We start from the raw sequence: 13,527 nt of genomic DNA, 5'->3' as shown, positions 1-13,527 counted from the left end.
GAAAAATCGAAGGGCAAGACAAAGCAAAAGGCTGGCAAGGACGCCGACACGCGTGCCGCCGAGACGGAATTGCACGAGGCCTTAGGTCTGCGGGTTGAGATTAGAAGTGGTCGCGGTGAGCGCGGCGAGTTGCGCATTCGCTATACGAACTTCGATCAGCTCGAGGACTTGCGCGAAAGGCTGATGCGAGCACCTAAGCGTTAAGCTCCGAATTAAGACGTACACGGACCTTATGCTGGATCGGCCGCAAGAAACTCATCAGCTGTAAACAGCGACTTGAATGGAACGCCTGCTTCGGCATAGAGCTCTGCCGCACCCTCTCCTCGATCTAGAATCGATATCACCAGGGATACGGTGGCGCCTGCATCTTCGACAGCCTTGACGGCATCCATAGCAGATCCGCCGGTTGTTGTTACGTCTTCGAGAATGACAACGGCCTTGCCAGCAATGTCGTTTCCATCGACGCGCTTCCCGGTGCCATGATCCTTGACCGCTTTGCGTACAAAGAACCCAGGCAGATACCGTCCATATGTGGGGGACTTCATTGCGACCGGCGCAATGAGGGGAACCGCGCCCATTTCAAGACCACCGACGGCGTCCGCGTCGATTCCCTTAAGCTCATCGAGAATCAGCTCAGCCATCAACTCCGCGCCATCGGGGTCGAGCATCGCCGGCTTCATGTCGAAGTAGTACTCGCTCTCCTTTCCAGAGGCGAGAATCACCTTTCCCCGCCGGAAGGCCCGAGCTTGCAAGAGCATGAATAGCCTGTTGCGGCGTTCAAACGTGACCGGGTCGAGACCGGCAGTGTTGCGATCCATCGCGCATCCCTCGGTTGGTGATCTGCGCCTATCCATAAGAACGCGGTGGCGTGGCGTCAAACCTTCGACGCAAGCGCGAGAAGAAGGCGTTCGCTGAAGGCCGAGGCTAAGTCTGGACTGCGGCGGGTTCGGCGCACGGCCTCTTGAATTAAGGGTAAAGCGCTTGCCAAGCGCCTGGTGCCCCATTTGCGGCAATGGCTGAGGAACATGTCGCGTCGCTTGTAGTGTAGGGGTGGCCTCAGCTTCTTCGCGCCATCTTCCAGCGTCCCGGGATGTGTGGCCACGACGTAGAGCCTGGTGAAATGGCGCGACAGAGATCCGAGTGCCACAGTCCGATCTGTTCCCGACGCGGCCAAACGATTAAGTTCGCGCAAAGCTACCGCAGCATCGCCCGCACTCACGGCATAGACGAAATTATCGAGCGCGATCTCGGCCGCATCGCCAACGATCGCCGCAACGTCGTCGTGTGTAACCTCGCTTGATCCTTGTGCGAAGAGGGCAAGCTTTGCGACCTCGCCTCGAGAGAGCGCCTGGTCGGCGCCAAGGCGCCCCATCAGATACGCTTTTGTTTCTCGGTCGATGGACAGGTTGCTCTTCGCCAGCTCGGCGTCAATCAGATCCGAGAGGTCCCGTTCAGCTGCATAGCAGGGGAGCGCCACCGCCTCGCCGTGCTTCTCGAAAAGTTTTCGCAAAGCCGAATCGGGACGTAAGTTGCCTGCTTCAACAATAAGCGGGTTATCCGCGGGTTCCTCGAACAGGGCTTTGAGCGTACCGACATCGAGCCGGACACCGGCCTTTGCGCGTACGATCTTGCTCGACGAGAACATTGATGGTGTTCGGCACTCCACCGCAATGCGTCCAGGGTCCTCCGCGAAATCCCGGTCGTCCAGGCGCACAACTTCTGTGTCCTGTCCGAGGCTCTCGGCAAAGACCTGTGCGAGAGTAGCGGCCCGCTCGGAGACGAGACCCGCATCTGGCCCATAGACCAACATGGCCCGGCAAGAAGGGTCAGGGGCGCGCAAAAATGCTGGAACGGCAGCGGCTTTGTAGGCAACCATGGGGCTAGGCCACCACGCAGCTTTAGTGCCCGCAAGCCCTCAGAAGAGGGCCCTGCTGTCGGCGTTGGCTATGTCGTCGCAAGATAGGCCGCCAGCTGGCTCTTTATGCTCTCCGAAACTGTTTTGGCCGCCCGGTCTTCGGCGTTGTAACGGGCTCGGACATTGGCAAAGACTTCTTGGAATCGAGTGTATGGCGCGCGCGAAACAGCTGTGCCTTCATGCAGTACCCGGCCGCTGGCGACATCAACAAGCTTGTACTGGGCCTGTAGTTGGTAGACCTGTCCACGCGCGTTACCCGTGACCTGGACGAGCTGCTGGATATCCTGCTCCTTCAGGGCAATGGTGAGTTTGTAGCGCGGCGGCGCTGGCCGGCTACCGCCGTTGTTGGAGAAGATCAGCTCATTGCGGACCTTCTGTCCGACACGGCCTGGGATTGGTTGAACGTCAACCGCCGCCATGGCCTCCGAGAGCTGGGTCCCGCTGGCAGTTGTCGTCCTGCTGCCGTAAAGCGGTTGGAAGCCGCAACCGGCCAGGGCCGGCCCAGCGATGGCAGCCACCAAAAGCGCAGCAAAGGCGCGACTACGCGACCACATTGACGATCCTCAGTGGCACGACCACAATCTTCCGAATTTCCCGTCCCTCAATGGCGCGCGCGACTGGATCCAGCGCAAGCGCCGCTGCCTCAATATCTTCCTTCACGGCGTCTCGCGCAATCGTCAATTCGCCCCGCCTTTTGCCATTTACCTGCACGGCGATTGTGACCGTGTCCTCGGTCAGCAGCTCAGAATCAGCCTCTGGCCAGGCTTGCTCGGCTACAAGCCCCTGATTTCCAAGTATTTTCCAACATTCCTCCGCCAAATGTGGCACCATAGGCGCGGCCAGCCGTACGAGAGCCTCGGCGGCCTCTCGAAGTGCGAAGGCTTGCCCTTCGGACAGTTCGTCGGTTTGAAGACCGGAAGACAGCGTTCCCGCGAGCTCATAAATCTGCGCGACGGCTGAATTGAATCTGAGCCTTTCGACGGCGCTGGTGACCGCAGCGATGGTTTTGTGGGTCGCCCGGCGCAGCGCAAGGGCGTCGTCGTCCAAGTCGGTCGGGCAAGGCGATCCCGGAGGCGCGCCTTTTTGCGCGACGTCGCCGGAGAGGCGCCAGAGGCGTTGCAAGAAACGATGCGCGCCGTCGACACCACCCGTGGTCCACTCGATATCCCGCTCTGGCGGTGTATCGGACAGCATGAACCATCGCGCTGTATCCGCACCGTAGGTGCCGATAATGCTGTCCGGATCGACGACATTCTTTTTCGATTTCGACATGGATTCGACGGGGCCGATCGTCACCGGCGCTCCAGTTGAGACGTGTACAGACTTTCCGCCCTGGGTGGTGACTTCCTCGGGGAAGAGCCATTTGCCGGCTTCGTCTTTGTACGTCTCGTGCGTCACCATGCCTTGCGTAAACAAGCCCTGGAACGGCTCGTCTAAAGCAACGTGCCTGGTCTTGTGCATTGCGCGTGTGAAAAACCGAGCATAGAGCAGGTGCAAGATCGCGTGCTCCACGCCACCAATGTACTGATCGACTGGCAGCCAATAGCCCACGGCGTTTGGGTCCATGGGTACTTTTGCGCGAGGCGAGCAGAAGCGCGCGAAGTACCAGGACGAGTCGACGAATGTGTCCATCGTGTCGGTCTCGCGAACGGCGGCCCCGCGGCATTTGGGGCAGATCACGTCCTTCCAGGTGGGATGCCGGTCGAGCGGGTTACCGGGAACATCAAACGTGACGTCTTCGGGCAGTTCGACAGGAAGGTCTTCGTCCGGAACGGGCACCAGCCCGCAGGCGTTGCAATGAATCATGGGGATTGGGCAACCCCAGTAGCGCTGGCGCGAAATGCCCCAGTCTCGTAAGCGGAATTGCGTCTGGCGCACGCCCTGAGGCGCTCCAGCGACCTCCCGCGCCGCTAAGCGATCGGCCATCGCGTTCTTTGCGTCCGGGACGGCTAAGCCATCGAGAAACCCCGAGTTAAACAGCGTACCGTCGCCCGTATACGCTTCGTCGCCGATCTCAAATGTCTTTGGATCGGCGCCTGACGGCATTACGACAGGGAGAACCGGGAGCTCATAGGCCCGGGCGAACTCTAAGTCACGTTGGTCGTGCGCCGGGCAGCCGAAGACGGCGCCCGTGCCGTAATCCATAAGGATGAAGTTGGCGATGTAGACGGGCAGTTCGCCCCCCCCAATGGTCGGGTGAACGACGCGCACGCCGGTGTCGAAGCCCTTCTTCTCCAGCGTTTCGAGTTCTGCGGCGCTTGTACCGTGTCGCTGGCACTCCTCGACGAAGACGCGGGCTTCTGGATCGGAAGCCGCAACGGCTTGGGCGAGCGAGTGATCGGGAGCAATGGCAACGAAGGACGCGCCGAAGAGCGTGTCAGGACGCGTTGTAAAGACCTCGACCGTATCGAAGCCGTCAGGTGCTGTGCCGGACGCCGTTTCGAATTTCAGCAACAAGCCCTCGGAGCGTCCAATCCAATTGGCCTGCATTAGACGCACTTTTTCCGGCCAGCGCTCGAGCGCTTCGAGTGCGTCCAATAAGTCCTGCGCATAGTCGGTGATCTTGAAAACCCATTCTGGCTGTTCACGCTGCTCGACGAGCGCGCCCGAGCGCCAACCTCGCCCGTCGATGACCTGCTCATTGGCGAGCACGGTGTTATCAACCGGATCCCAATTCACCTTCCTTGTCTTGCGGTCCACAAGACCAGCGGCGAGCATATCGAGAAATAGCTTCTGCTGCTGATGGTAGTAGTCCAGGTCGCACGTAGCGATCTCTCGCGACCAATCCAGCGACAGACCCATGCTTTTCAATTGGCCGCGCATTGTCGCGATATTGTCGTAGGTCCACTGCCGAGGATGGACACCGCGCTCGATAGCGGCATTCTCGGCCGGAAGGCCGAAGGCGTCCCAACCCATGGGATGAAGGACGTTGTAACCGCGTGCGCGCATGAACCGAGCGACGACATCGCCCATCGTGTAGTTCCGCACATGGCCCATGTGAATTCGACCCGACGGATAGGGGAACATCTCGAGCACGTAGTACTTTGGGCGCTTGTCGTCCTCTTCAGCCTTGAAGAGGCCCTTATCGTCCCAGGCCTTCTGCCAGTGTTTTTCACGTGCCGGCGCGTCGTAGCGGTCCGCGGCCATGGTCACCCCAACGGTTTTGTCGATTGCGCGGCAATCGAAACCAAATCGCTAACCGGGTCAAGCGCGCCCTGACTCGACACAGATCGCCAGGCCAAGCGCCCTTGGACATGGGCAATGCCCCGGCTAATGTGGGAACAGGTATTCCGTATGACCGCTGAGACTCACTCTGCTGCTGAGATTCCGGGCCGGCTCAACCTCGTTCGGGAGGAGATACGTCTTGCGTGCGAAGGCGCGGACCGGCCTATCGGCTCCGTTGAGCTTGTTGCCGTCAGCAAGACCATGCCAGCCGCGGCTGTCGAGGATGCTATCGAGGCGGGCCAGCGCGTCTTCGGAGAGAACCGCGTGCAAGAGGCCTTGGGCAAGTGGCCCGCTCTGAAGGAGCTACACCCAGATATTGAACTCCACCTCATTGGTCCACTTCAGACGAACAAAGCGAGGGATGCGGTATCGCTGTTCGACGCCATACAGACCGTGGATCGGCCCAAACTCGCTCGGGTCCTCGCCGAAGAGATGGAACGAGCGGGCAAGCGCCCGCGCTGCTTCGTTCAAGTAAATACCGGCGAAGAGCCGCAGAAAGCAGGAGTGGGGCCCGAGGACGTTGCGGCTTTCGTGTCCGTCTGCAAAGAGACCTTCAATCTCCCCGTGGTGGGCCTGATGTGCATCCCGCCGCTCGATGAGGAGCCTGCGATGCATTTTGCATTGCTGGCAAAGCTCGCGGCTGAGCTGAAGCTTCCTGAGCTTAGCATGGGCATGAGCGCCGATTTCGAAACCGCGATCGCCTTTGGGGCGACCTATGTGCGAATTGGCACTGCCATTTTCGGAGAGCGCGTGCTTCTAGAGTAGCGTCTTTCGGCTAAGGCACGACCAGCAGGCGGCCGCCGTGGAGCAGCTCATCAACGACAGCCCGCAGGTCTTTCATCGAAAACGCGATGCAGCCTTCGGTCGGCGTGTAGCCGGGACGAGCTACATGCATAAAGATTGCGCTGCCACGGCCGCGTACCCGCGGCCTATCGTTGTGGCCCAGGACAAACACGATGTCGTAGAGGGCGTCCGTTCGCATCATGGATTCGCTGCTGCGACCATACGGAATGCGGACAGGTCGGTTGTAATTTCGGTCGCTCGGATCGTCGCACCAACCGTCTCTTGGGCCAATCGCTCGAAGAGGCAGCGCTGTGCGCGGTCTTAGCAGGCGGTCCGCTCGGTACAGGATCGTGCGGACAGGCAGCGCGCCAATTGGGGTTCCCCCGTCGCCCTCGCGTTTGATGACCTTAAGTCCGCCCCGGCCAATCGCCGCGCGCCTGACGCTGTGGCTGAACTGCACGCGCGCTTCTGTCGGTCGGCCAGGAGCGCGTCGGACAACAATGGACCGTGGCCTTTTCATGCCCGTATGGGCCTCCATTCGCCATTTCGCGAGAGAATCGATATACTTGTAGCTTCGCTTTGCCCCCCTTAAGAACATGTACCCAGAAACTGTAATGCTGGCGACCAGCAACACACACTTGGCAACCAACAGTCGGGAAGGACCTCCCCATGAGCAATGCGCGCAAGATCCTCATCATCGATGACGACGATGAGCTGCGCGAGTCCCTGAGCGAGCAGCTGTCGCTTCACGAGGAGTTTGAGACGGAGCTGGCCTCAACTGCGCAAGACGGCCTCAAGCTTGCCCGCAACGGCCACGTCGACCTCGTCCTGCTGGATGTAGGCCTTCCAGACCTGGACGGGCGAGAAGCTTGCAAACTCTTGCGGCGTGGCGGGTTCAAGGGCCCCATCATCATGCTGACCGGCCAAGGCTCCGATGCCGACACTATCCTTGGGCTTGAATCGGGTGCGAATGACTACGTCACCAAGCCATTTCGTCTGGGCGTTCTTCTGGCGCGGATCCGCGCTCAGCTTCGCCAGCATGAGCAAAGCGAGGACGCCGTTTTCACAATTGGGCCGTACACATTCAAACCGGCCTCAAAGCTGCTTCTCGAGGCGGATGGCGGCAAGAAGATACGGCTCACAGAGAAAGAGACGTCGATCCTCAAGTATCTCTACCGCGCCGGAGAGCGCGTTGTGACGCGCGACGTCCTGCTGCATGAGGTCTGGGGCTACAATGCCGGGGTTACCACCCACACCCTCGAAACGCACATCTACCGTTTGCGTCAGAAGATTGAAAAGGATCCGTCTCAGGCGGAGCTTTTGATCACTGAGACGGGTGGCTACAAGCTCGTACCTTAAGCTCTGGCTCGCAGAAAAGCCGTTCAGTCAGTCTCGAAATCCGCAATGACGGGAACGTGGTCCGACGTACGTTCCCAGTCGCGCGTCTCGTCCAGAACGCGCATCGTGACCGCTGAGCCGTCAAGCGCCGGTGTTGTCCAAATGTGGTCGAGGCGGCGCCCGCGGTTGGATGCGCGCCAGTCCCGATTGCGATAGCTCCACCATGTGAACAGGCTTTCCTCGGGCGGCACATGACGCCGCATGACGTCAATCCAGTCATGCGATGCCAGCGCTTGCGCCATGCGCGTCGTTTCCGGCGGCGTGTGACTAACGACTTTCAGGAGCTGTTTGTGCGACCACACATCGTTTGGCAGGGGTGCGACGTTCAGATCGCCAACGAGGATCATTCGGTTCTTCGACTTCGTCCTGTGCGCCTTCGACCATTCGGTGAGGGCATCGAGGAAGTCGAGCTTATGCCTAAACTTGTCGTTGGCGTCTGGATCGGGGATATCGCCGCCTGCGGGCACATAGAAATTGTGTAAAATCAAAAGTTTGCTGCTAGTTGAGCCATCGTCTAGGACGACTGAGATGTGGCGCGCGTGCCCGTCGCCGCACAGGTCCAGGCGGCCGGTCTTCTTAAGGGGAATTCGCGAGACGGTGGCCACGCCGTGATAGCCCTTCTGGCCGGTGACGGCGATGTGCGGATACCCCATTGCTTCGAATGCGGCACGCGGGAACTGTTGCTCCTGGCATTTGATCTCTTGGAGGCACAGCACGTCGGGAGACTCTGCCTGCACGAAGCGCTCAACCAAATCGAGCCGCAGTCGTACGGAGTTGATGTTCCAAGTGGCCAACCTAAACCGCATCATGTGGCTTGCTATTCCGTCCCCGGCCCGCGCGCAACGGCGACGACGCACGGCAGTCGTGTTTCTTGGGGATGGTCGGCGAATGCGAGATGCGATGGGGCGAAGAAAAAGGCGTCCAACCCCTGCGCAGGGCCGGACGCCTTAAAGCGCGTTCTTCGCGCGAGCCGGGAGGGAAGCCGGCTCGAGCAGACCACATCTTCGGCTAGACGGGGGGCACTGCCGATAAAAGCGATGTGGTCCGCTTCTAAACCGTAAATATGCAGTTCCACGGACGAGTTCAAGGGCTCATCTCAGAAAACCTGATAATTGGTAAATTCGATGAAGGTTTTCTGGTAAGTATCTGATTTAACCACCCATTCTGAATGGATTAGTCTCTTCCTTGATCTTGAAGAAAGATGGCGACTTCTTGCGGCCTCGCACCAGACTGTCCACCGTGACCCGGGTTATCAGGCCCTGGGCGTCGGTGATCGTCCACTCCTGCAGCTCGAGACTTGCTCCCGATTTGAACAAAAGCCGGATGTGGCCGGAAGTTCCCTTGCGATCCTCGAGGGTTATGGCAAGCCGGCCATCGTCCTTTTCCACGCCGACAATCTTGGCATCACGCCCCAGATCAACCGTCTTCGCGAGTAAGAGCCGGAACGGGGTGGACTTGATGGGGTATTTCTCGACCGTCTTCAGGTTTTTGTCCTGGATTCCCAGCGAGTGGCCGTCCGCGACGATGCGTAAAGGGCTAGGCGGCGCATAGTCGAAGCGGATCTTGCCCGGGCGCAGCACGTAGAAACGGCCATTTGTACGCTTGTTGTTGGCGTCCGTCTGACTGAAATTCCCCTCAAGGCTGGTCATGCCATTGAAATAGGCATTGATCTTTCGGACCGCTGCCGCCTGTTGCTGTCCTACCAGCGGGGTTGGACCTTTCGCCTGTTCCACCGCGACTTGCCAGCTCGAGCCCTCATCAACCTTCTCCGGTACGAAGTCTTCAACCGGCGCTGGAATTACGGTCTGGTCGATCGGAGGGCGTGCTGTCCCTGCGGGTAGAGCTTGGAGCGCAGGTGTCTTGGTCACGGTGGTCGAAGAGCCCTGGGCAAAGGCGAAACCCATGGTCAGGCAGAGCGCAACTGGTAGACCTGCGGCGGCTCGTGCGGCGCAGCCTTTCGTCATGGATCCCCCATTATCGAAGCCCGTTTGGAGAGCGTCCGTGTTCAACGCTTCCGAATAAACAATTCCGCAGAATCTCGTCAACTTCTTGGCGACGATCCGTTTTGTCGCGGGGGCTGGCAGGATGCACTAGTAGGGGGCCGAGGCCTCGTCGTTCCCAACCAAAATCTCACGTTTGCCGGCATGGTTGGCGGGCCCGATCAAACCTTCTTGTTCCATGCGTTCGATCAGAGTGGCGGCACGATTGTAGCCTATCCCCAGCCTCCGCTGGATGTAGCTCGTAGAGACCTTTTTGTCGCGAAGGACGACGGCTACGGCCTGATCGTAGAGTTCGTTGCTGCCATCGCCATATTCGGGTGCTCCCCCCTCCTCGCCGCTCGCCGCCTCGTCGTCTTCGGTGATGGCATCAAGATAGGCTGGGACGCCCTGCTTCTTCAGATGGCGGACAACTTTCTCCACCTCATCATCCGACACGAATGGGCCGTGAACACGAATGATGCGTCCGCCACCAGCCATATAGAGCATATCGCCTTGGCCCAGGAGTTGCTCGGCCCCCTGTTCGCCGAGGATCGTGCGGCTGTCGATCTTGGACGTCACCATGAAGCTAATTCGTGTAGGGAAGTTCGCCTTGATCGTGCCGGTAATGACGTCGACGCTCGGCCGCTGGGTCGCGGTGATCAAGTGAATGCCTGCGGCGCGCGCCATTTGCGCCAGCCGTTGAACGGCTGCCTCGATGTCCTTGCCGGCAACCATCATGAGATCGGCCATCTCGTCGACGATCACGACGATGTACGGCATCGCCTCATAGTTCATCTCTTCTTGTTCGTAGATTGCCTGGCCCGTCTCGCGGTCGAATCCGGTTTGCACCGTGCGTGTAAGGGTCTCGCCCTTTGCTTCCGCCTGCGCGATCCGGGCATTGTAGCCTTTGATGTCGCGGACGCCGAGCTTGGACATACGCTTGTAGCGCTCTTCCATCTCGCGCACGGTCCATTTTAGAGCGACCACGGCCTTTTTCGGGTCGGTGACCACGGGCGCCAGTAGGTGCGGAATGCCATCATATACCGATAGTTCGAGCATCTTCGGGTCGATCATGATGAACTTGCACTGCTCAGGAGACATACGATACAGCAGCGAGAGGATCATCGTGTTGATGCCGACCGACTTACCCGAGCCGGTCGTGCCGGCGATAAGTAGATGTGGCATGCGCGATAAATCGGCAACCATAGGCTCGCCGCCGATGGTCTTTCCAAGCGCTAGTGCGAGCCGTTGGTCTGTGTCTTGGAAGTCCCGCGTTTCAAACAGTTCACGGAGCATTACCATTTCTCGCTGTTCGTTCGGCAGCTCGATACCGATAGCATTTCGGCCCGGGACCACAGCAACGCGTGCGGCAACGGCGCTCATGGACCGGGCAATATCGTCGGCGAGGCCGATGACGCGCGAAGACTTCGTGCCCGGCGCGGGTTCCAGTTCGTAGAGTGTGACCACAGGGCCGGGGCGCACATTGGTGATCTCGCCTTTCACGCCGAAGTCCTGAAGCACGCCCTCGAGTTCGCGTGCATTTTCCTGAAGCGTTTCGTCGCTGATGCCAGCGCCGCGCGCAACGCGAGCCCTGGGCTGCAGCAGTTTGACTGACGGCGCTTCGAAGGGCGCGCCGGTCGGGTTTGCTGCGATGCGCTTTTGCTTGCGAACCGGCAACCTCTTTGGTTCTTTGGTGCGCGTTATGCGGTAGTCGGCGCCGACCGTGCCGGCGCCGTCTTCGCCCTCGTCGTGATACTGGCTTTCGACGAGCGGCGCTGGGCCGAACGACGGTTCGATACGGCCATCGTCGTAGGTCAGCTGCTTCGGCTGTTCTTCGTCGTATGTCCAAGCCCCGTCCTGAGGCTCGACGTCTGGCTCTAGATCCTCGTCGGCCTCATACGCCGTGCTGCCTGCAGCTGCGGGGCCGGCCCCTCGGCGGAACAGGCGGCGCAGACGCGCGAAGGTGTCGATACCCACATGCATGGCGGCGCCAAGCCAAGCGTTGGCCCATTCCTCGGCGGCAGCAGGCCGAGGTGCCCAAAGGCTCACAAGCTTCGATGCGCTGGTGCCGCTTGCAAAGAACAACAAGCCGAAGCCGGCGATCAGGAACACAAGACCAGCGACAAACGACACGGCAGACTGTGGAAGAAAGGGCCCGATCACATGCGCCCCCGCCATGATGAAATCTCCAAGGATCCCGCCGAGCCCATTGGGCAGTGGCCAGCTTCGCGGCTGCGGTAGTCCGGCGAACGCGGCGGACAACAGGAGCCCGGCGATTGGCCACGCCAAGAGACGGTATTTGATTTTGTCAGGCACCGTATTGGCCACGAGATGCCAACCCCAGGCGGCCAGAGGCAAAAACAGGAAGATCGTCGCGAGACCCAGGGATTGGACGCCGAGATCGGCGACGATAGCGCCCCAGCCGCCCAAAATGTTGCGTGGAACGACGGGGGTCGCGTTGTTCAGACTAGGATCGTGAACGGACCAGGTCGCCAGGGCCAGCCAGACCGCGCAGGCGGCCGCGATGAGAAGAAAACCATAGGTGCTGAATGTGATGCGGCGCAGCCCGTGTGCCACCGTGCTGGGTAACAGCCGCCGTTTTGGTTCTGATCTGCCTGCTACTGCCATCCCTCTAGCCCAATGTGGCGACGATCCGCGAAAGGCCGTCGCGCGTTGTGTCCGCATCATGGACGAGCGCAAGGCGGACGAAGTCCCGGCCGTGATCGGCCTGGCCGCCCTGCGACGCCGTCAGATAGGTCCCTGGGAGGACTTTGACGCCACATCCTTTCCAAAGGGTTTTCGTCGCCTCCTCGCAACCCCCAAAATCGGCCAAATTCAGCCAAAGAAAAAAGCCCCCCTCAGGCCGGGAATAACCGAAACGGCCCTGGAGGAGTGAGTCGGCGATGTCGAAATTGGCCTGATAGAAGGCGCGGGCGTGCCGCACATGGTCCTCATCAGTCCATGCCGCCACGGACACGTGCTGGATCGGCAAAGGCACTTGCGGGCACGCAACGTTGCGAAATCGTCCAAAGGCCGCGAGGAAGTCCGGGTCGCCGGCGACGAAGCCCGACCGAAGGCCAGGCAGCCCCGATCGCTTCGAAAGAGACTGGAACGAAACAATGTTGGTAAGGGTGCCGCTACGCGCTTGCGCGACCTCCAACGCCCCAGCAGGCGGTGTATTGCCATAGATCTCCGAGTAGCACTCATCGGCAAACAGCAGAAAATCGTGAGCACGCGCCAGACGAATCGCCTTTTCAAGATAGGCGGGGGTGGCCACGGCGCCTTCGGGGTTCGACGGCGAACACATATAGAGCGCGACCGTTCGTCCGAGCAGTGCCGAGTCCAGGCTGTCGAGATCGGGTAGGAATCCCGTATCTGCCCCTGAACGCAGAAAGACAGGCTCTGTCCCGGCTGCCGCCGCGGCCGCGGCATACACCTGATAGAACGGGTTCGGGATGAGGACCGACGGGTTTGGAATAGCCGGCTTGCGGGCGATCGCCGGGAAGATGGCAGAAAACAATCCCTCACGCGAGCCGTTCAGCGGGAGCACGTGGCGTTCCGGGTCCACGACATCCGTAAGTGCTGGGTAGCGCCGCGCGAGCCAGCTGCAGATCGCCTCGCGTAATTCCGGAATGCCGCGAATGGGCGGGTACTTGCCGAAAGCTGCGACATACTCCTGCAGCACAGGTTGCACGAACGGCGGCAACGCCGTGTACGGTTCCCCGAGCGAGAACAGTATGGGATCGGCGCCGGGCGGTATGTCTGCCAGCAACGCGTTGAGCCGCGCGAACGGCGACTGGATGAGAGTTTCGAGAGCGGTCTGTGTGTCGGACATGGCGCTCTTGCGTGTAGGCCAAGTCTCGTCAAGCGGCAATGTTCAGCCAGTAGCCGTACTTGGCGAGTGCTGCGTTATATAGAAAAAAGACCCCGGCGTCTGAAGTGACGCCGGGGCCCAAGGTAGAGCTAGTTGTCAAGGGAGGAGGAGACCTAGCTCACATTCTCCAATCTTCTTGCCCCTCTTTGTTTGCGCGAAGGCTTATTGGACGACCTCTCCATGCAGGTTGATGTCCAAGCCCTCGATCTCGACCGGTTCGCTCACCCGGACACCCACCAGAATGTTGGTGATGATCAGGATTACGAAGGTCGCGATGGCGCACCACACGATGGTGGCGACGATGCCCCAGATCTGGGTGATCACCTGACCGGCATTGCCTTCCAACAGACCGG

11 protein-coding genes and 2 pseudogenes are annotated in these 13,527 nt (G+C 60.1%); 3 read left to right on the top strand and 10 right to left on the bottom strand.

The features are described 5' to 3' along the window. Positions 1 to 204 (top strand): annotated as a pseudogene (locus tag AC33YF_RS10180) (hypothetical protein); the annotation flags it as partial. A gap of 26 nt (positions 205 to 230) precedes the next feature. Here AC33YF_RS10180 and pyrE read toward each other — a convergent pair. The 4 genes from pyrE to leuS all read right to left on the bottom strand — a co-directional run bounded on the left by pyrE (position 231) and on the right by leuS (position 5,062). Beyond that, positions 231 to 818: an orotate phosphoribosyltransferase gene (gene pyrE / locus AC33YF_RS10175; RefSeq protein WP_491777094.1), complete on the bottom strand. Its 588-nt coding sequence runs from the start codon at positions 816 to 818 to the stop codon at positions 231 to 233. A 56-nt stretch (positions 819 to 874) separates the two neighbouring features. Beyond that, positions 875 to 1,876, bottom strand: a complete 1,002-nt coding sequence (gene holA / locus AC33YF_RS10170) for a DNA polymerase III subunit delta (protein ID WP_491777093.1) — start codon at positions 1,874 to 1,876, stop codon at positions 875 to 877. Positions 1,877 to 1,944: 68 nt separating this feature from the next. Then, positions 1,945 to 2,469: a hypothetical protein gene (locus tag AC33YF_RS10165; protein ID WP_491777092.1), complete on the bottom strand. Its 525-nt coding sequence runs from the start codon at positions 2,467 to 2,469 to the stop codon at positions 1,945 to 1,947. Beyond that, the gene (gene leuS / locus AC33YF_RS10160; RefSeq protein ID WP_491777095.1) at positions 2,456 to 5,062 is read right to left on the bottom strand and encodes a leucine--tRNA ligase; all 2,607 of its coding nucleotides are present in this window, start codon (positions 5,060 to 5,062) and stop codon (positions 2,456 to 2,458) included. The genes AC33YF_RS10165 and leuS overlap by 14 nt, the downstream gene beginning before the upstream one ends. A 147-nt stretch (positions 5,063 to 5,209) precedes the next feature. Between leuS and AC33YF_RS10155 the strand changes: the two genes are divergently transcribed. Next, positions 5,210 to 5,905 carry a YggS family pyridoxal phosphate-dependent enzyme gene (locus AC33YF_RS10155; protein ID WP_491777091.1) on the top strand — a complete coding sequence of 232 codons (696 nt, stop codon included), beginning with the start codon at positions 5,210 to 5,212 and terminating at the stop codon, positions 5,903 to 5,905. 10 nt (positions 5,906 to 5,915) lie between these two features. Here the strand turns inward: AC33YF_RS10155 and AC33YF_RS10150 are convergent, their stop codons facing one another. Next, on the bottom strand, positions 5,916 to 6,443 hold the full coding sequence (locus AC33YF_RS10150; protein ID WP_491777090.1) for a L,D-transpeptidase family protein: 528 nt from the start codon (positions 6,441 to 6,443) through the stop codon (positions 5,916 to 5,918). A 149-nt stretch (positions 6,444 to 6,592) separates the two neighbouring features. Here AC33YF_RS10150 and AC33YF_RS10145 point away from each other — a divergent pair, with 149 nt between their 5' ends. Next, complete coding sequence (locus tag AC33YF_RS10145) at positions 6,593 to 7,282, top strand: response regulator transcription factor (protein WP_491777089.1); 690 nt, start codon at positions 6,593 to 6,595, stop codon at positions 7,280 to 7,282. A 23-nt stretch (positions 7,283 to 7,305) separates the two neighbouring features. Here AC33YF_RS10145 and AC33YF_RS10140 read toward each other — a convergent pair whose 3' ends face one another. From AC33YF_RS10140 to AC33YF_RS10120, 5 genes and pseudogenes are all read right to left on the bottom strand, one after another. Beyond that, a complete protein-coding gene (locus tag AC33YF_RS10140) occupies positions 7,306 to 8,127 on the bottom strand; it encodes an exodeoxyribonuclease III (RefSeq protein WP_491777088.1) in 822 nt (273 codons plus the stop codon). A gap of 345 nt (positions 8,128 to 8,472) precedes the next feature. After that, the gene (locus AC33YF_RS10135; RefSeq protein WP_491777087.1) at positions 8,473 to 9,285 is read right to left on the bottom strand and encodes a LolA family protein; all 813 of its coding nucleotides are present in this window, start codon (positions 9,283 to 9,285) and stop codon (positions 8,473 to 8,475) included. A gap of 126 nt (positions 9,286 to 9,411) precedes the next feature. After that, positions 9,412 to 11,928: a DNA translocase FtsK gene (locus AC33YF_RS10130; RefSeq protein WP_491777086.1), complete on the bottom strand. Its 2,517-nt coding sequence runs from the start codon at positions 11,926 to 11,928 to the stop codon at positions 9,412 to 9,414. 4 nt (positions 11,929 to 11,932) lie between these two features. Continuing rightward, positions 11,933 to 13,135, bottom strand: a complete 1,203-nt coding sequence (locus tag AC33YF_RS10125; protein ID WP_491777085.1) for an aminotransferase class I/II-fold pyridoxal phosphate-dependent enzyme — start codon at positions 13,133 to 13,135, stop codon at positions 11,933 to 11,935. A 201-nt stretch (positions 13,136 to 13,336) separates the two neighbouring features. Continuing rightward, a pseudogene (locus AC33YF_RS10120) lies at positions 13,337 to 13,527 on the bottom strand (ammonia channel protein); the annotation flags it as partial.

Source organism: Methyloceanibacter sp., assembly GCF_058506495.1.
The sequence above is the reverse complement of the archived record's forward strand: the minus strand, read 5'-3'. Positions and strand labels throughout refer to the sequence as shown.